Source organism: Bacillus sp. PK6-026 (assembly GCF_054161455.1).
On record NZ_CP096418.1, the window covers coordinates 565,669 to 582,457 of the forward strand.

General features: G+C 42.0%; 17 protein-coding genes, 7 tRNA genes and 2 pseudogenes. 21 read left to right on the top strand and 5 right to left on the bottom strand.

The genetic code is table 11. The annotated features are described in order from the left end of the window. The first annotated feature begins 1 nt into the window (after position 1). The 6 genes from M1D59_RS02835 to M1D59_RS02860 all read left to right on the top strand — a co-directional run bounded on the left by M1D59_RS02835 (position 2) and on the right by M1D59_RS02860 (position 5,469). Positions 2-1,009 (top strand): PP2C family protein-serine/threonine phosphatase, encoded by a 1,008-nt coding sequence (locus M1D59_RS02835; RefSeq protein WP_023857860.1) that lies wholly within the window; start codon positions 2-4, stop codon positions 1,007-1,009. A gap of 58 nt (positions 1,010-1,067) precedes the next feature. Next, positions 1,068-1,394: an anti-sigma factor antagonist gene (locus tag M1D59_RS02840; RefSeq protein ID WP_101561596.1), complete on the top strand. Its 327-nt coding sequence runs from the start codon at positions 1,068-1,070 to the stop codon at positions 1,392-1,394. Further along, a complete protein-coding gene (gene rsbW / locus M1D59_RS02845) occupies positions 1,394-1,876 on the top strand; it encodes an anti-sigma B factor RsbW (protein ID WP_458117763.1) in 483 nt (160 codons plus the stop codon). Before M1D59_RS02840 ends, rsbW begins: the two co-directional genes overlap by 1 nt. Continuing rightward, positions 1,842-2,633 carry an RNA polymerase sigma factor SigB gene (gene sigB, locus M1D59_RS02850; protein ID WP_023857858.1) on the top strand — a complete coding sequence of 264 codons (792 nt, stop codon included), beginning with the start codon at positions 1,842-1,844 and terminating at the stop codon, positions 2,631-2,633. The genes rsbW and sigB overlap by 35 nt, the downstream gene beginning before the upstream one ends. Then, positions 2,630-3,229: a PP2C family serine/threonine-protein phosphatase gene (locus M1D59_RS02855; protein WP_035337155.1), complete on the top strand. Its 600-nt coding sequence runs from the start codon at positions 2,630-2,632 to the stop codon at positions 3,227-3,229. Before sigB ends, M1D59_RS02855 begins: the two co-directional genes overlap by 4 nt. A 77-nt stretch (positions 3,230-3,306) precedes the next feature. Next, complete coding sequence (locus tag M1D59_RS02860) at positions 3,307-5,469, top strand: Tex family protein (RefSeq protein ID WP_035337153.1); 2,163 nt, start codon at positions 3,307-3,309, stop codon at positions 5,467-5,469. Between the two features lie 41 nt (positions 5,470-5,510). On the opposite strand, the gene M1D59_RS02865 is transcribed toward M1D59_RS02860, so the two are convergent. Then, positions 5,511-6,068: a TetR/AcrR family transcriptional regulator gene (locus M1D59_RS02865; protein WP_020450267.1), complete on the bottom strand. Its 558-nt coding sequence runs from the start codon at positions 6,066-6,068 to the stop codon at positions 5,511-5,513. Positions 6,069-6,221: 153 nt separating this feature from the next. On the opposite strand from M1D59_RS02865, the gene M1D59_RS02870 reads away from it, so the two are divergent. Both M1D59_RS02870 and M1D59_RS02875 read left to right on the top strand, forming a co-directional pair. Next, positions 6,222-6,845: a GNAT family N-acetyltransferase gene (locus M1D59_RS02870; protein WP_249175958.1), complete on the top strand. Its 624-nt coding sequence runs from the start codon at positions 6,222-6,224 to the stop codon at positions 6,843-6,845. Positions 6,846-6,985: 140 nt separating this feature from the next. Then, positions 6,986-10,105, top strand: coding sequence for an MMPL family transporter (locus M1D59_RS02875; protein ID WP_458117764.1), 3,120 nt, complete (start codon positions 6,986-6,988; stop codon positions 10,103-10,105). Between the two features lie 166 nt (positions 10,106-10,271). On the opposite strand, the gene cmpA is transcribed toward M1D59_RS02875, so the two are convergent. After that, positions 10,272-10,382, bottom strand: a complete 111-nt coding sequence (gene cmpA / locus M1D59_RS02880; protein WP_023857852.1) for a cortex morphogenetic protein CmpA — start codon at positions 10,380-10,382, stop codon at positions 10,272-10,274. 111 nt (positions 10,383-10,493) lie between these two features. Here cmpA and M1D59_RS02885 point away from each other — a divergent pair, with 111 nt between their 5' ends. The 8 genes from M1D59_RS02885 (at position 10,494) to M1D59_RS02920 (ending at position 11,709) form a co-directional block, all read left to right on the top strand. Beyond that, positions 10,494-10,955, top strand: coding sequence for a SprT family protein (locus tag M1D59_RS02885; RefSeq protein ID WP_023857851.1), 462 nt, complete (start codon positions 10,494-10,496; stop codon positions 10,953-10,955). Between the two features lie 116 nt (positions 10,956-11,071). Then, positions 11,072-11,146: transfer RNA gene (locus M1D59_RS02890), tRNA-Asn, on the top strand. 2 nt (positions 11,147-11,148) lie between these two features. Beyond that, positions 11,149-11,239, top strand: a tRNA-Ser gene (locus M1D59_RS02895). 28 nt (positions 11,240-11,267) lie between these two features. Further along, positions 11,268-11,339, top strand: a tRNA-Glu gene (locus M1D59_RS02900). Between the two features lie 12 nt (positions 11,340-11,351). After that, positions 11,352-11,426, top strand: a tRNA-Gln gene (locus tag M1D59_RS02905). 8 nt (positions 11,427-11,434) lie between these two features. Then, positions 11,435-11,510, top strand: a tRNA-Lys gene (locus M1D59_RS02910). A gap of 12 nt (positions 11,511-11,522) precedes the next feature. Further along, positions 11,523-11,605 (top strand) — tRNA-Leu (locus tag M1D59_RS02915). A gap of 20 nt (positions 11,606-11,625) precedes the next feature. Continuing rightward, positions 11,626-11,709, top strand: a tRNA-Leu gene (locus M1D59_RS02920). A 101-nt stretch (positions 11,710-11,810) separates the two neighbouring features. Here M1D59_RS02920 and M1D59_RS02925 read toward each other — a convergent pair. After that, positions 11,811-11,981 (bottom strand): annotated as a pseudogene (locus tag M1D59_RS02925) (tyrosine-type recombinase/integrase); the annotation flags it as partial. Between the two features lie 17 nt (positions 11,982-11,998). On the opposite strand from M1D59_RS02925, the pseudogene M1D59_RS02930 reads away from it, so the two are divergent. The 4 genes and pseudogenes from M1D59_RS02930 to M1D59_RS02945 form a co-directional block, all read left to right on the top strand. Further along, positions 11,999-12,233: pseudogene (locus M1D59_RS02930) on the top strand (hypothetical protein); the annotation flags it as partial. A gap of 56 nt (positions 12,234-12,289) precedes the next feature. After that, positions 12,290-12,679 (top strand): cystatin-like fold lipoprotein, encoded by a 390-nt coding sequence (locus tag M1D59_RS02935; protein WP_458117765.1) that lies wholly within the window; start codon positions 12,290-12,292, stop codon positions 12,677-12,679. A gap of 260 nt (positions 12,680-12,939) precedes the next feature. Further along, positions 12,940-13,152 carry a hypothetical protein gene (locus M1D59_RS02940; RefSeq protein WP_458117766.1) on the top strand — a complete coding sequence of 71 codons (213 nt, stop codon included), beginning with the start codon at positions 12,940-12,942 and terminating at the stop codon, positions 13,150-13,152. Positions 13,153-13,187: 35 nt separating this feature from the next. Then, complete coding sequence (locus M1D59_RS02945) at positions 13,188-13,859, top strand: hypothetical protein (protein ID WP_458117767.1); 672 nt, start codon at positions 13,188-13,190, stop codon at positions 13,857-13,859. Positions 13,860-13,942: 83 nt separating this feature from the next. On the opposite strand, the gene M1D59_RS02950 is transcribed toward M1D59_RS02945, so the two are convergent. After that, complete coding sequence (locus M1D59_RS02950; RefSeq protein WP_458117768.1) at positions 13,943-14,098, bottom strand: hypothetical protein; 156 nt, start codon at positions 14,096-14,098, stop codon at positions 13,943-13,945. Positions 14,099-14,134: 36 nt separating this feature from the next. Further along, positions 14,135-15,271: a response regulator aspartate phosphatase gene (locus tag M1D59_RS02955; RefSeq protein WP_458117769.1), complete on the bottom strand. Its 1,137-nt coding sequence runs from the start codon at positions 15,269-15,271 to the stop codon at positions 14,135-14,137. Positions 15,272-15,616: 345 nt separating this feature from the next. Between M1D59_RS02955 and M1D59_RS02960 the strand changes: the two genes are divergently transcribed. Next, a complete protein-coding gene (locus M1D59_RS02960; protein WP_458117770.1) occupies positions 15,617-16,768 on the top strand; it encodes a response regulator aspartate phosphatase in 1,152 nt (383 codons plus the stop codon). The last annotated feature ends 21 nt before the right edge of the window (positions 16,769-16,789 follow it).

Consider the following 16,789-nt stretch of genomic DNA (forward strand, 5'->3'; position numbering starts at 1 on the left):
AATGGATTTCAGGGAAGTGATTGAGCAGCGCTATCGACAGCTGCTTAGCCGTTATATATCTGAATTAACAGAGACATCCCTTTATCAGGGGCAGAAATTCAGCAGAAAAACGATTGAACATCAAGTGCCGCCGGAAGAGATTATCAGCATACACCGAAAAGTTCTGTCTGAATTATATCCGGATCTTCCGGACCATGTGTTCCATTCTCTCGATTTTTTAATTGAAGTGATGATTGGATACGGTTTGGCCTATCAAGAACATCAGACATTAAGAGGAATTCAGCAGGAAATTAAATCGGAAATCGAAATTGCCGCAAATGTCCAGCAAACGCTGCTCGAGACGAAGATCCCGAAAGTTGAAGCGCTCGAAATCGGGGCGGTCAGCGTTCCGGCTAAGCAAATGAGCGGTGATTATTATCATTTTGTACGGGACAAGGAATCGATTAACATCGCCATTGCAGATGTGATCGGGAAAGGAATACCGGCCGCGTTATGCATGTCGATGATCAAATATGCGATGGACTCTCTTCCGGATTCGGGCACGTCTCCTTCACAGGTGCTGAAAAACCTGAACAGGGTCGTCGAACAAAATGTGGACCCTAGCATGTTTATTACAATGTTTTACGGTAATTATCATCTTCAAAAACACCTATTTACGTTTTCATCTGCCGGTCATGAACCTGGCTTTTATTATTCTTGCAGGGAAAATAAATTTTACGATTTAAACGCAAAAGGCCTCGTTCTTGGCATTTCATCACAATACGACTATGAGCAGTACGAGCAAAAACTGGATATTGGCGATATGATCGTTCTTTTTTCAGATGGTGTAACCGAATGCCGGACAGACAGCGGATTTTTGGAGCGGTCTGACTTGCAGAACCTGATCACTGTACATATGGAGAAACCGGCTCAGCAAATGGTTGACTGTATATACGAACATCTGCTCAAGCTTCAGGATTTTCAGCTTCATGACGATTTTACTCTAATTGTTTTAAAAAGAAAGGTTTAAAGTTTCTCTTCGCTGGGTAATAAACCAGTAGCTCATTAAGAGAACCAGAGGTGATATTGTGAATTTGGCAGTTGATACGAAAAAAAATGACTCTGTGATAGAAGTAAAAGTGGCGGGCGAAATTGATGTGCATACGGCCCCGACATTGCGGGATGAGCTGATGCCGCTCGCGGAAGAAGGAAAAGATCTCAAAGTTTCTCTGAAAGACGTTTCATATATGGACAGTACAGGGCTGGGTGTATTTGTCGGCATTTACAAAGCGGTAAACAGAACTGGGGGTTCTTTAGTGCTTGAAAATCTGTCAGAGCGTTTGATCCGTTTGTTTGATATTACAGGCTTAAAGGACATCATTGATATTTCTGGAAAGTCAGAGGGTGGATTATAATGAAGAGAGCAGCTGATTACATTGAAATGAAGTCACCTGCCAAACCTGAATACGTAGGAATCATTCGTTTAACCCTGTCGGGGATTGCAAGCAAGATGGGGTATTCTTATGATGACATCGAAGATTTGAAAATTGTGGTCAGCGAAGCGTGCACAAACGCTGTGCAGCATGCTTATAAAGCAGACAAAACTGGAGAGGTCTCCGTCAGATTCGGCGTGTTTGAAGACCGCCTCGAAATCATCGTCGCAGATCAGGGAGACAGTTTTGACATTCACGATAAACAGAAAGGGCTGGGGCCATATTCCCCTGAACATACGGTAGATCAATTGTCAGAAGGAGGGCTCGGTTTATATTTAATGGAGACGCTCATGGATGAAGTGCGTGTCCAGATTGACTCAGGCGTAACCGTCTCGATGACAAAGTTCTTAAACAGGGAGCGAGTTGATGATGGCACAACCGTCCAAAACTACGAAACTAACTAAAACCGAAGTCGACACGCTGATCAAAAAATATCAGGATAGCCAGGATGAAGACGCTCAGCTGACCCTTGTTCAGACATATAAAAATCTGGTGGAAACACTCGCCAAAAAATACTCAAAAGGAAAAAGCTTTCATGAAGATTTATGCCAGGTTGGGATGCTCGGATTGCTTGGAGCCATCAAACGCTATGATCCCGATGTGGGAAAATCGTTTGAAGCGTTTGCGATTCCGACCATTATCGGAGAAATCAAACGGTTTCTCCGTGATAAAACCTGGAGCGTCCACGTTCCGAGAAGGATCAAGGAGCTCGGGCCGAGAATTAAAATGGCGGTGGATCATTTAACGAATGAAACGCAAAGGTCCCCAAAAGTCGATGAGATTGCCGAGTTTCTTGACGTCACAGAAGAAGAAGTGCTGGAAACAATGGAGATGGGCAAAAGCTATCAGGCGCTTTCCGTCGACCACAGCATTGAAGCGGATGCAGACGGTAGCACGGTGACGATCCTCGACATCGTCGGCTCGCAGGAGGAAGGCTATGAAAAGGTGAACCAAAAGCTGATGCTTGAAAGCGTATTGCACGTACTGTCCGACCGCGAAAAGCAAATCATTGAGCTGACTTACATTCAAAACAAAAGCCAAAAAGAAACCGGTGACATGCTGGGCATATCGCAAATGCACGTCTCACGTCTGCAGCGCAAAGCTGTCAAAAAGCTGCGGGAAGCGTTGGCTGAAGATCCGTTTATGGAGCTTAAACCATGATTTGGACTGAGTCGAATGAACATATGCAAGCGCTTGTTTATCAGCTTCCTAAAGAAGGAAAAGCCGTCTGCGGAGACAGTTTTTATTTCCATGCGACTGACGAAACTATGGTGTGCGCGCTGGCCGACGGGCTTGGCAGCGGTGCGATGGCACAAGAATCCTCCGCGGTTATCAGCGAAGTTGTCGAAGAGCACGGTCATGAAGAAGTCGCAAGCTTGATGGAACGGTGCAATCAAGAGCTGAAACATAAGCGCGGCGCAACTGTGGCGATTTTAAAAGCCGATTTTCGAACAAGAACGATTGCTTACAGCTCTGTAGGCAATATCCGCTTTATCTTGTACGCTCCTTCGGACAAATATATCCACCCTCTCCCTGTGACGGGATACATGTCGGGAAAGCCGCAAACATACAAAACATTCACCTACACGTATGAAAAAGGGTCAAGATTCATCATGTATTCAGACGGATTGGAAGTACCCGCTCTCCGGTCTTATTTAAAACAGCACCACACACCTGGAGATATATCGAATCAGCTAGAATCATACACACTAATGGGAAAAGACGATCTCACCTATATCATCGGACAGCTTTTTTAAAGAAGCTGCCCTTTGATATAGGTGTTTTTCTGTTTGTTTTGGTACACTAAGAAGACAACATTCTTTTGGAGGCTACAATGGATACTTTAGCGTTAATCGTCAAACAAATCGCAAAAGAAACAGAGCTTGCGTCAAAGCATGTCGAGAGTGTCATTCAATTGTTAGAGGACGGAAACACCGTTCCCTTTATCGCGAGATACCGCAAAGAACAAACGGGCTCCATGGATGAAGTCCAAATTCAAACAATCTCCGAACGCTGGGGATACATCCAGCATTTAAATCAGCGGAAAGACGAAGTCATTCGGCTGATCGACGAACAGGGTAAGCTGACCGGACAGCTGAAGCTCGATATCGAAAAAGCGGACAAGCTCCAGGAAGTTGAAGACTTATACAGACCATTTAAACAAAAACGAAAAACGAAGGCGACGATCGCCAAAAGCAAAGGCCTTGAACCTTTGGCTGATTTCATCATCGCGCTCCCGCGCAACGAAGACGTAATAGCCGAAGCACGCAAGTACATAAATGAAGAAAAGGAAGTCATGAGCGCCGAAGAAGCGCTTGAAGGAGCAAAAAACATACTGGCTGAACGGATCTCAGACGAACCGGAATACAGAAAGTGGATCCGGCAGGAGACTTTTAAAAGAGGAACGCTGAAATCCGCGGTGAAAGACGCCGAAGCCGATGAGAAGAAAATCTATGAAATGTATTATGAATATGAAGAGCCGATTCAAAAAATCGTTCCTCATCGCGTGCTTGCGGTTAACCGCGGCGAAAAAGAGGAGATTTTGAGAGTGTCGGTCGAGCCGCCGGCAGACCGCATTCAAGCTTACTTGGAAAAACGAATTTTACAACACAAGCAAACAAGTGCTCAAGATGTGCTGAAAAGCGCAATCGAAGACGGCTATAAGCGCCTCATTCAGCCGTCCATCGAAAGAGAAATCAGAAAAGAATTGACGGAAAAGGCGGAAGATCAAGCGATTCACATTTTTGCCGAGAATCTGCGCAAGCTGCTGCTGCAGCCGCCGATGAAAGGGAAGCTCGTTCTCGGCGTCGATCCGGCATTCCGCACGGGCTGCAAGCTTGCAGTTGTCGATGAGACGGGAAAGATGCTCAAGATCGATGTCATATATCCGCACCCTCCCGTCAATAAAAAAAGCGCGGCCATTGAAAAAGTGAAACGCATCATCGAAGATTTTCAAATTGAGGTCATCGCCATCGGGAACGGAACGGCATCAAGAGAGACGGAACAATTTATCGCCGATCTTTTGAAGGACATCGACAGAAAGGTGTACTATCTGATTGTCAATGAAGCGGGAGCCAGCGTCTACTCGGCATCAGAGCTTGCGAGGGAAGAATTCCCGGATCTGCAGGTTGAAGAACGGAGCGCCGTGTCGATCGCACGCAGACTCCAGGACCCGCTCGCCGAACTTGTCAAAATCGATCCCAAATCGGTCGGTGTCGGCCAGTACCAGCACGATGTCAGCCAGAAAAAACTAAACGACTCGCTCCGCTTCGTGGTGGAAACCGTCGTCAACAAAGTCGGCGTCAACGTGAATACGGCGTCAGCCGCGCTCTTGCAATATGTAGCCGGACTATCGAAAACAGTCGCGGCCAACATCGTCAAAAAGCGGGATGAAATCGGAAAATTCACGAGCAGGAAAGAGCTGAAAGACATTCCACGCCTGGGCGCGAAAACGTATGAGCAATGCATCGGCTTTTTAAGGGTGCCTGACGGCGGTGAACCGCTCGACCGCACAGGCATCCACCCTGAAAGCTATAAGGAGACGAGAGAGCTTCTGAAAAAGCTCGGCCTATCAACAGCCGACATCGGTACAAGAGAGCTTCAGGACAAAATCAACGAACTGAATATTTCCGAAGCAGCAGAACAGCTTGGAATCGGGGAAATCACTCTGAAAGACATTTGCGCCCAGCTGACAAGGCCTGAGCGCGATCCGAGGGATGAAGTCCCTAAACCGCTCTTAAAAACCGATGTGCTTCAATTGGAGGACTTAAAAGAAGGGATGGAACTGCAGGGGACAGTGCGGAACGTCGTTGACTTCGGGGCATTTGTCGACATCGGCGTGAAACAGGACGGGCTCGTCCACATTTCCAAGCTCAGCCATTCCTTCGTCAAGCATCCGCTTGACGTGGTATCGGTTGGGGACATTGTTACCGTATGGGTGGAAGATGTCGATGCTGCAAAAGGAAGGGTATCCTTATCAATGGTGAGGGATCGATAGTCCAGCTTGCCGGAGCTTTGTTTCTCCGGCGGGCTGATCTTTTACACTCCGATTTTTAACAGAATGCGGTGGATGACGCCAGCCACATGAGCCGGCGTCTGAACCATCCCTTCATTGATCCATTCCTCCAAAACGCCGACTACTCCTGAGACGACAAATGATATTTCCATTTCATCGCATGTAACCTCGTTTTCCGATTGCTCTATCATGCTCAATTCTTCAAAAATTTTCCTCTGGAAAAAGTCTTTAAATTTATTGATGGTCAAAATGTTTCCTTTCGGTTTCGTCAATAAAGTGAAAATCGCAGCGTTTTGATAAATATATTCGGTCGTTTTTTCGATGAAGGTGAGCAAATTGTGCGGATCTTCGCTCGGAAAATAATCATCGTAAAATCTCCCCAGCTGATCAAACAATTCATTTTCTATTTGTTCATACAAGTCAAAAATATCTTTATAATGAAGATAAAAGGTTCCGCGTCCTAAATCCGCGCGCCTCGATAAATCAGAAACGGTGATTTTATTGATTTCTTTCTCATGGAGCAGTTTTAAAAAAGCCTCTTTTATCGCTCTTTTCGTCTTGATTGATCTTCTGTCCTCCATCGTTTTGCCCTCCGTTTATAGACAAATTTTCATGTGTTGTTCATTATTGAACAGCTCAATCACGATTGCCGATTGAACATCGCTTTTGCTTCAAATTATAATGAACATGTGTTTATTAATCAATAGCTGTTCATATTTTCGAGGAGGTTTTCAATGATTCAATATCGTCTGGCTTCAACTGATCACTTGGACGAGGTGGCACAACTGTTTCATGAGTCTTTTGACAACTATCCGTTTATGGATTTGCTTGTAAGACCCGAAAAGAAAAACCCCGAATTCTTTTATGAGCTGCATAAAGTCATCACTCAGGCATATATAAATAGGCGGGGGTGCTTTATCGGTGTTGTGAATGGTGAAATCGTCACCGCGGCCCTCTTAAAACATCGGGATGATCCAGACGTTGGAGTGATGGATTATATATCAGCCGGAGGAATAAAGTTATTTATAAAAGGGGGCCTTTCCGCGGTATGGAATATGGTGAATGTGGCGGAAGAGGCGAAAAGATCGTACAAGGGCATCAAACAGCAGAAATGGTATTTGGAGGCGTTGGGGGTCTCCTGCTTCCATCAGGGCAAAAGTTTCGGCAGCAAGATGATCAATGACTGCCTGGTCCCTTTCATCCGAAGAAACGGAGGCGGGATCCTGGCTTTAATCACCAACACGAATTTAAATCGATCGTTTTACAAAAAGAACGGATTCGATGAATTTAGTGCATTTCCCCTTAAGCGATTCGGCCGTGAAATAGGAAATTGGAGTTTCAAAAGAACAATTTACTAATGTATTAGAAAGCCGATATAAAAAGTACGACGGCTTTCATGTTGATCAGCAAAACACGAATGTTTTGTCTGACGGCAGCAACCAGCCGTCTTTTTTTAATGAAAAACCCGTACAGCTCATAGAGGAGGAATAAAACGTCAATGAGAACGATTATAAAGGCGAGATGGATCATTGCGGCGCTCTGGATTGCAATGGCCGCCGTCTTATTCATCACGGCGCCTGATATGGGGCAATTAACAAAGGAGAAGGGCCAGATAGCGGTCCCTGAAGGCTATCCGTCTTCTTACGCGAACAAGCTTCTCGAACAAATGTCAAAAGACGGGGATACGGACAAATCGGTTGTCGTCGTATTTCAGGACAAACAGCTCCTGCCGAACCGGGAGGCGGCTTTAAAAAAAGCGATCACCATCTTAGAAAAGGATTCCTCCCTTCACGTTTCAGATATTACATCATACTTTGACGCGGAGGAGGATATTCAAAAGCAGCTGTTGTCAAAGGATCGAACGACGCTGCTTGTACCTGTCACATTTGATGCGAACAAAATCAGTGCGGCCGATTTTAAAGCAAAGGTAAATGAAAAGCTCAAACCTTTAAAGCTTGACTACGAGATGACCGGACAGCCGCTCATTGATGATGATGTTATAACAAGTTCACAGGAAGGCCTGAAGAAGACCGAATATATCACGGTCGGTTTTATTTTAATCGTATTGATTCTCGTCTTCCGTTCTGCGGTTGCGCCTTTTGTCCCGCTTTTGGCGGTCGCGCTTTCCTACCTTGTGAGCCAGTCCGTCGTCGCCTATCTTGTCGAATACGCTGATTTTCCGCTGTCCACGTTTACGCAAATCTTCATGGTGGCGATCATGTTCGGAATCGGGACAGATTACTGCATTCTTCTTTTAAGCCGTTTTAAGGAAGAGCTTGCCCACGGGAAAGACAAGATTGAAGCTATCCTGACAACGTATAAAACGGCGGGAAAAACCGTTCTGTTCAGCGGATTCGCCGTTTTGATCGGTTTTACTTGCATCGGCTTCGCCGAATTCCAGCTTTACAAATCTGCGGTCGCAGTAGCGGTTGGTGTCGCAGTCTTGATTTTGGTGCTTTTGACGATCGTGCCGTTTTTCATGGCTGTTTTGGGAAAAGTGCTGTTTTGGCCCGTCAGAGGGAATATCGGGCATCCGCAGTCAAAACTATGGGAAACCGCCGGGCGTTTCGCATTCAGTAAGCCGCTGATCAGTCTGTTGATCGTAGCGGCCGTGGCCGTTCCGCCGATCTTAATGTATAAAGGAACGCTTTCCTACAACAGCCTTGATGAAATCGGAGATCAATACGAATCCGTCAGTGCATTCAACACCATCTCCGACAAGTTCGGGCCTGGGGAATCTTTACCGGTCACGGTCGTCCTCAAAACATCGGATGCGCTCGATACCAATGACGGGCTGATCGCAATTGAAAAAATCAGCCGCGCCATTGAACAGACAAATGGCGTCAGCAAAGTTCGCAGTGCGACCCGTCCGGTCGGAAAAGGACTGAGCGACCTGTATGTCAAAACACAGGCAAACGAACTGAATAAAGGGCTTGAGAGCGGCAATAAAGGTCTGAAAAAGATCAAAGACGGGCTTGCCGAGGCGAGCAAGTCGATCGCGGATCAGAAGCCGCAAATCGAAGCGTCCGGAAAAGGAATCAATCAGCTGATCAAAGGAACCGAATCGATTAAAGCCGGCATCAGCGACGTTGAAGCCAATATGAGAAAGCTGAAGGACGGTACAGACCAAAGCAAAGAAGGCGTCGCCCGGGCGAAAAAAGAAATTCAAGCTGCGAAAAAACAGCTGACGGCGCAGGTCGATCAATTAAATGGACAAATCGAAAACTACAAAGAAATATCGAAAGTCTTGAAAGCAGCATTGTCACAAGCAGAAAGTGCCCAAGGCATAACGGCTGACGTGCAAAAGATGATCGAGCAGACAAATCAAAATTTCAAAAATCTTGAAAGCGAAATTCCCGAAGTGAAGGAGAATCCTTCTTATTTAGCGATCAAAGGCTCTTACACAGAGCTTGCATCGGCAATCAAGCAGGGATCACAGAAAGCGGCCGTTTACACGAAGCAGGCGGCAAACGCGAAAAAGCAGCTTGAAGCAGCAGATGCATTTATCGCAAAAGCGCAGGAAGAGCAAAAAGTGTACACAAGCAAAATCGATGCTCTGATCAACGGCCTCGGCCAAATCGAAAAAGGACTTGAAGAGACATCGAAGGGGCAGGGACAGCTCGCCGATTCGCTGCCTAAGCTCGAATCAGGAGCGGGCGATGTCGCTGAAGGCCAAAAGCAGATGAAGGAAAAAGTCGGAGAATTCGCCGGCCAGCTCGATCAATTAACAAAAGGTTTGAATTCAAGCGTGGACGGCCTCGAAAAAATTTCAAGCGGTCTGATGGGGGCAGGCGACTACCTGGATCAGCTGAAAAACGCATCGGATCAAGAAATGTCCGGCTGGTTTGTCCCTAAAGAAGTCCTGAAAAACAAGCAGTTTCAGCAGGTGTTTAATTCCTATATGTCAGACGACCGCCATATCACGACGATCGATGTGATATTGGAAGGCAATCCGTACGGAAACGGAGCAATTGCTAATGTTAAAGATATTGAAGCGTCCGTAAAACGGGCTCTTCCCGATACGCATTTGAACGATGCATCATTTGGCGTCGGCGGCGTTTCCAGCATCAATGCCGATCTGAAGCAGCTGTCAGACCAGGATTTCAGCAACACGGTGATCTATATGATGATCGGAATTTTCCTGATCCTCGTCCTGCTGTTCCGTTCTATTGTCATGCCGGTGTATTTGGTCGGATCGTTGATCTTGACGTACTTTGCGTCCATCGGTATAACCGAGTTTATTTTCACGGCGTTTTTCGGCTATCCCGGCCTCAACTGGGCGGTGCCTTTCTTTGGATTCGTGATTTTAATGGCGCTTGGTGTGGACTATTCGATCTTCCTGATGGAACGCTTTAACGAATATCGGGGAACGGATATTAAAACGGCGATGATGGAATCGATGAAAAATATGGGGTCCGTTATTATTTCAGCTGCTGTCATTTTGGCGGGAACCTTCGCGGCGATGCTGCCGTCCGGCGTTTTATCGCTTCTGCAAATCGCCACCCTAATACTGACGGGTCTCTTGCTGTATGCATTCGTCATGCTGCCGCTGTTCGTCCCTGTGATGGTTCGGATCTTCGGCTCAGCCAACTGGTTTCCGTTTAAAAGAAAAGAATAAACGGCTCGTCCATCCGCAGAAGAATCATTCGCCCATGCTCCCCGAAATCGGGCGGTCAGCTCCATTTGGGGAGTAACGGGCGCCATTGTGTGAGATGATAAAAGGACCGGTGAAGATGATGAGGAAACAGAAGAAATTCCGTTCGGGCTCCGATGAACACTGTCTATCAGCAGTGTTTTTTTCTGTAAAAATACCAGCACTGATTCAGCAATTTAATCTGGTAATGATCTTTTTCATAAAAAGCTCTCTGCATCTGGCTTTTGAGCCAATTCGGCATTGCTCATCCCTCCTCAGGCTCTTATCATAAGAGTATGGGTGTTGTGTATTAGTTTATGCCGCCCGGAATTTGTCCTGTTCAATGTTTTTAAAAATGAGGTGGACCGAAGCAATGGACGAACAACAACTGCAGCAGCTGACAGAACAGCTTTCGCTCACATATTTTAAAAAACCGTTCCGGCACCGCGCTTACTTCAACAGCCGCCTGAAAACGACCGGAGGCAGGTATTTGCTGAATTCCCACAATATTGAACTGAATAAAAAATACCTGACAGAGCACGGGCAAAATGAGCTTGAAGGCATCATCAAGCATGAATTGTGCCATTACCACCTCCATCTTGAAGGAAAAGGCTACAAGCACCGCGACAAAGATTTTAGAACGCTATTAAAGGAAGTCGGTGCGCCGCGATTCTGCACGCCGCTCGCAGGAGAGAAAAAGCCGCAAAGAAAAGTACGCACATACAAGTGCGAAGCATGCGGACAAACGTTTCTCCGAAAGCGGAAAATGGATACAAGCCGTTACGTTTGCGGCAAGTGCGGAGGGAAAATAAAAGAAATCATAAAAAAGGGTTGACTGATCAGGCTTGTCTATGATAAATTATAAAAGCCGTCGCAAGACGAGCCACAAAGACAAATTGTTCTTCTTGACACATTTTGTCGACATATTTATAATAAAATGAGTCTGATCATTCCACAGTAGCTCAGTGGTAGAGCTATCGGCTGTTAACCGATCGGTCGCAGGTTCGAATCCTGCCTGTGGAGCCAATGGAGAAGTACTCAAGTGGCTGAAGAGGCGCCCCTGCTAAGGGTGTAGGTCGCGTAAGCGGCGCGAGGGTTCAAATCCCTCCTTCTCCGCCATTAGGAAAATATGATGCTGACTTCATATGGCCCGTTGGTCAAGTGGTTAAGACACCGCCCTTTCACGGCGGTAACACGGGTTCGAATCCCGTACGGGTCATTTCTCATATGTTGGGCTATAGCCAAGCGGTAAGGCAACGGACTTTGACTCCGTCATGCGTTGGTTCGAATCCAGCTAGCCCAGCCATTATATTTGAGCCATTAGCTCAGTTGGTAGAGCATCTGACTTTTAATCAGAGGGTCGAAGGTTCGAGTCCTTCATGGCTCACCATTGTTTTTTAACGCGGGTGTGGCGGAATTGGCAGACGCGCTAGACTTAGGATCTAGTGTCTTTACGGCGTGGGGGTTCGAGTCCCTTCACCCGCACTTTAAAAACAACATATCATGCGGTCGTGGCGGAATGGCAGACGCGCTAGGTTGAGGGCCTAGTGGGTGAATAACCCGTGGAGGTTCAAGTCCTCTCGGCCGCATCATAGGAATACCAAGGGTTTAAGCGCCCTTGGTATTTTTTTGTTTCTTTTTCATTTCTTATTTTTCTCCACATTTACCCCAGTTACTTAAAGTAAGTCATTTAAATGGTCAGCAGTCTCTCTTTGTTTGGAAAAAGGTGTCCGTAAATATTTATTGTTGTCTTTATAGATGCATGTCCAAGTCGTTCTTTTATTGTTGCATAATCTTCACCTTGATGTATCAGTAAAGCCACATGAGAATGCCTTAAATCGTGTAATCTAATAGGCTTAAGTGAGCATATAGAACATTTTTCCTTCCCGTACAAATGAAAATCATATAGTCAGTGTACAAAGTGAATTGCTTTCTTTAGAAAGTTATTCAAAGAATATTGATGAATCGAGTGAATTGTTTTTTAAATGTTGTAGAGTTGGCTACTACAGCAAATTCTGTTACGACAAATCAAACGTTGATTGTTCAGACGACATTGAAAAAAGTAAATAATGAATGGTTGGTTGATGATGTTCAAATTAAAGGGAATGGATAAAATGTGGAAAAACAAGAAAAAATTATATATAATTGATAAAGGAGGGGAAAGCTATTTTGAGACACGTTTTTATTTTCCTTAGTCTAATCATGATGTTTGCATTAACTGCTTGCGGTGGAAATAAGTATGATGAAGCAATTGATAAAGTGATAAGTCAAGAAAAGAAATCCTTAAAGGAAATGAATGCTGATAATGAGGACTTTACTAGGGATAATGCTGTAATTCGGGTTTTTGACGGAGGAAAGTATATACAGTTTGCTTTCTATATGAAAAACCATAGTCGTGAATTATCAACATTTAAATATTATGAAAAAAGCGGCGAATCTTATCAAAAACTAGATCATATGCCAGGTGACGGGAAGGGCGATCGCTTAGGGTTAGATAAGAAAACGCCAGATTATGAAGAAGTGAAAGGGAAAGAAACAAAGTTAGAGAATAAGAGCTGAAAAGAATTAAAAGCAGGCATATGCCTGCTTTTAATATAGGTCTTTTAACTCCGATTTTTTTATGATATAATAGGCTGTTTACAAAGAAGTACATAAATGGTAAAAATAGATTATATGTAAAACTTTCAAAAGGAGTGATTGCTTAAGAAGCCGGTAAATATTTTTCTGAAATTCATGAGTAAATTACCCGGGACACTATTCAAAATTGTCGGGTGGAAAATTCCTCGTACCCTGAAAACCTATTTTTAGGAGGAGAAAGATTGTTTTTTAAAAAAATGACAAAAAAAGAAAGAGAAAATACTGAAAAAGCAGTAAAAGTGGGATTTGTTTTTTATATGCTTGCTTTATCGGTAAGTTCTATATATTCTTTTTTTTCAGAATCTGGATTTAACATTTCATTTGTGATTTTAATAATTGGTTTAATAGTATTTTTTATTAGTGATTTTATATTTAATAAAATCACTAATAAATAAAAATTTAAATAAAAAAAGATAGGAGTGTACATATTATGAAAAAGATTGGGGTTTTATTTTTAAGTGCTATATTCTTATTTTCTGTGTTATCTATTTCTGCGACGGAAGTACATGCACAGTCGTTAGATGGTGTTCAAAATAAGAATAATGAATTTTATTCTACTTTAGGAATGGATGAAGATTCTTTAAACAAAGAACTTGATCAATTAATTGTTTTGTTAAAAGAAATGGATTCTAAAGGGATAGATATTGTTAATTTAGAAAATAATAAACCCGAACAAATTGAATCATTGAGCTCTTCTGCAAAAGCTTTGTACCTGAAATATGAATCTGAGATTAAAAATAAAGGAATAGAAGAAACTGTAGGAGACGTTTCATTATTAATTGGATCAGATGTGGTGAGTTCTGGAAAGTTCACAACTGCGGCTAAGGCTAGCGGTATTTATATTTCTAATAAGATTGTAGATAAGTTAAACGACGTCGCTGGCTGGAGTGGCGGAATATTTGGAGTGGCTGCTGCTCTTATTAAATTGAAACTAGGTTTATCACCTACAGCTTATACTATGTTGATAATAGCTGTTGCTACTCTAGGAATGAAAACTATTAATTCATGTAATAAATATAAAAAGGGCTTTTATCTTAAAGGTGAATTTGTAGGGCCAATGTTTGCACCCGTCGGAACAGTTACTTGTAAAGCAAAAAAATAATGTTACCTGGGTGGTTACAATTATGGTGAGGGTACAGTGGACTGGTAAAGTCCAAAAACTAAAGCAGGCATATGCCTGCTTTTTTACGTTAATGTGCTGTCATCCATGTTCACTGATGATGTAATCATTCTGCCTGCAATCTGGTGTGAGTCGGACGAATGAGCGAAATTGCTTGAGATCGTTACAAAAGCAGCTAGACATAATACAGTAATCATTCCTAATGAAAATTTCTTCATCATTTAAAACAACTCCCTTTTTCATCAATTTTCATTACTTTAATTGCTTTTCGGTAAAAAATGGCCGATTCCTCCCTTTTTGTTGATATTCATTGCCTTAATTGCTTTTCGATAAAGTTCGACCGACTCTTCTAATTTTCCAATCTTATTATAATGTTCAGCCGCATCTATGGCCATTTCTTCAATATCAGGATACAATCCCTTACTTTCAAGATATTTAAATTCTTCCTCTGTAGAACCATGATCAATGTAAATTTTTTTCAAGATGTTAAGCTGTATTTCATGGGGTTTGTCATTTATAACGCGAGAAGACTTTATACCTTGTTCATAGAGGTTTAATGCTTCGACATAATCTTCTTGTTTCAAACAAACGTACATTAACTGGAATAAAGCTTTTGCTTCATATGCTGACTTTTCTTCTTTAAAAATAGCTAGAGACTTTTGTATATGTTCATATGATTCTGAAAATTGATTCAAATAAAAATAACAGTTCCCTAAATTGAAGTGAGCAGATGCCAATAAGTGAATGTTGTTAGTTGTTTTTGTTTTATTTAAAGCTGCCTTTAGAGTTTCCAAGGCTTCTTTATATTTCATAGTGTCAACTTGATTTCCTGCTATTACGAAGTAACAATATATTTCTTTTTCTGATAGAGTTTCATGGGCTTTAAAAGTGTCAAGAGCCATCGTTGCATAATTCATGGAGATGTAGTTTTGTTTTAAATGATAGTAAATCTCAGATAATTTATAATAAAATTCAGCCTTTTCTTCTTCGCTATTAACAAAGGCTAATTTCTTTTCTGCGATTTTATAGCAGGTTATTGCTGTGTTAAAGTTCTGTTGTTTAAATTCATACATCCCTTTAAAGAACCAATAATAATAGTTAATCATTTCATCGACTTGAGAGTTTTGCATGTCTTCCTTCTTTGCTTCGATTTTAGATAATGATGCTGATATGTCTGCTGCTTTGTTCGGTTTCAAGTCTTTCAACATCAGATTATGGCGGAATTCAAGCAAAGAATAATATAACAAAACGTTTTGGTCTTCTTCCATTTGCTCAAGTTCATGTTTTATTTCGGATTTAATAAACTCCGCATCTGTCACTTGATTTTTACGAATCGTGGAATACCATTCATTAAGCTTGACCGCGACATTTTCAGACGGAATTTTCTGTTTCATAATTTTGCCCCTTCCATAGTCCTCACTCTCTTCATCCATATATTTCATATAATAGCATATTTCCTTAATTCTGAAAGTTTTAAGCTGAACTTTTCGGTGTCCCGCAAAAAATAAGAGGAGAATCTTTGAAAAAAGAGGACTGTTTTCTCTTTCGGTTCCCTCTTATAAAACGAAATTGAATCTTTCTTACCTGTTACAATGAGATAGCTATTACTTTTTACCCTTTCATAGCTTTAAGTCATCTGTCATAATACATTTAATGTAAACGGTGTGTAACTTTTCCGGAATGAGGTGACTTTTTCCTTGAGAGGAAGTGTGTCTTATGAGAATAGAATTTCGTACAGCATGATTACAAAAAAACTTAATGAATGGTACACCGCAATAAAAGACAATTTGGATGAAAAAGCTGAAAGGTTAAAAAAAGAGGTTGAAGGATTAATTGGGGGCATTGATGGTAATTTAGAGTTTATTTATTATCATCAGCTTTTAGACTTTAGACATGAATTGATGTTAAGCCATCTTAAATCAAAGGATGGAGAAGAAATAAATAATGCTTATGAGACCCTTAAAGAACATGAGGGACATCTGAATGGTATGCTCGATTATTATTATTTTTTCTTTAAAGGAATGTATGATTTTAAACGTAAGGATCTGGTTGAGGCAATAGGTGCATATAGGAGAGCTGAAAAATCATTGGAATTTGTTGAGGATGAGATTGAACGAGCCGAATTTTATTATAAAATGGCAGAAGTCTATTATTATATGAAGCAAACTTATTATTCTATAGATTATATAGAGCGTGCAATTAAAATTTATAATAAATATGAAACATATCTTGATAAGATAATTTATTGTAATTACATTATAGCGGGCAATTTAATTGATCTATTGGAATATGAAAAGGCAATGTTTAAATTTAAAGAAGCATTAAAAATTGCGAAGCAGATTAAACGGGATAATCTTGTTGCTATTTCGCATTTAAATATTGGTATTTGTTTTAATGTGGAGGGGCTGTTTGAAAAGGCTAAAAGGAACTTAATGATTGCTTTGAAGTTTTTTGAAAAAGAGTATCACCCTTATCTTATCAAAACATTGTTTAATCTTACGCATGTGATGTGTAAGTCAAATGAATTGGAGAATGGCGAATTTTATTACGAAAAAGGATTTGAGCTAGCTTTGAATACTGATAATTCGGAATATATAGCAAAATTCAACTTGTTAAGGGGATTGTATTTAAATCAAGATTGCTTTGATTTAATTGATGCTGCCTTTGATTTTTTGGAATCGAATGAAATGTATGGAGACATTGACGAATTTGCATTTGAAGTCGGTGAGGTACTTTTAAAAAGGGGAGAGGTCGCTCGCTCCTCAAAGTATTATCAAAAAGTTGTAATGGCCAAAAAACAAATTCAAAAAGGAGAAATGATAAATGAAACTCAAATTGACAATCTGCTTATTAGCCATACTTCTGGTGGTGGGGTTTTCAGCAATAATTAATGATGTTGTTCTTGAAACCAA

Bases quoted from the DNA above. Each gene is read 5' to 3' on its own strand.
- M1D59_RS02835 (WP_023857860.1), top strand. From the start codon at position 2: ATGGATTTCAGGGAAGTGATTGAGCAGCGCTATCGACAGCTGCTTAGC.
- rsbW (WP_458117763.1), top strand. From the start codon at position 1,394: ATGAAGAGAGCAGCTGATTACATTGAAATGAAGTCACCTGCCAAACCT.
- sigB (WP_023857858.1), top strand. From the start codon at position 1,842: ATGGCACAACCGTCCAAAACTACGAAACTAACTAAAACCGAAGTCGAC.
- M1D59_RS02855 (WP_035337155.1), top strand. From the start codon at position 2,630: ATGATTTGGACTGAGTCGAATGAACATATGCAAGCGCTTGTTTATCAG.
- M1D59_RS02860 (WP_035337153.1), top strand. From the start codon at position 3,307: ATGGATACTTTAGCGTTAATCGTCAAACAAATCGCAAAAGAAACAGAG.
- M1D59_RS02865 (WP_020450267.1), bottom strand. From the start codon at position 6,068: ATGGAGGACAGAAGATCAATCAAGACGAAAAGAGCGATAAAAGAGGCT.
- M1D59_RS02870 (WP_249175958.1), top strand. From the start codon at position 6,222: ATGATTCAATATCGTCTGGCTTCAACTGATCACTTGGACGAGGTGGCA.
- M1D59_RS02875 (WP_458117764.1), top strand. From the start codon at position 6,986: ATGAGAACGATTATAAAGGCGAGATGGATCATTGCGGCGCTCTGGATT.
- cmpA (WP_023857852.1), bottom strand. From the start codon at position 10,382: ATGCCGAATTGGCTCAAAAGCCAGATGCAGAGAGCTTTTTATGAAAAA.
- M1D59_RS02885 (WP_023857851.1), top strand. From the start codon at position 10,494: ATGGACGAACAACAACTGCAGCAGCTGACAGAACAGCTTTCGCTCACA.
- M1D59_RS02945 (WP_458117767.1), top strand. From the start codon at position 13,188: ATGAAAAAGATTGGGGTTTTATTTTTAAGTGCTATATTCTTATTTTCT.
- M1D59_RS02950 (WP_458117768.1), bottom strand. From the start codon at position 14,098: ATGATGAAGAAATTTTCATTAGGAATGATTACTGTATTATGTCTAGCT.
- M1D59_RS02955 (WP_458117769.1), bottom strand. From the start codon at position 15,271: ATGAAACAGAAAATTCCGTCTGAAAATGTCGCGGTCAAGCTTAATGAA.
- M1D59_RS02960 (WP_458117770.1), top strand. From the start codon at position 15,617: ATGATTACAAAAAAACTTAATGAATGGTACACCGCAATAAAAGACAAT.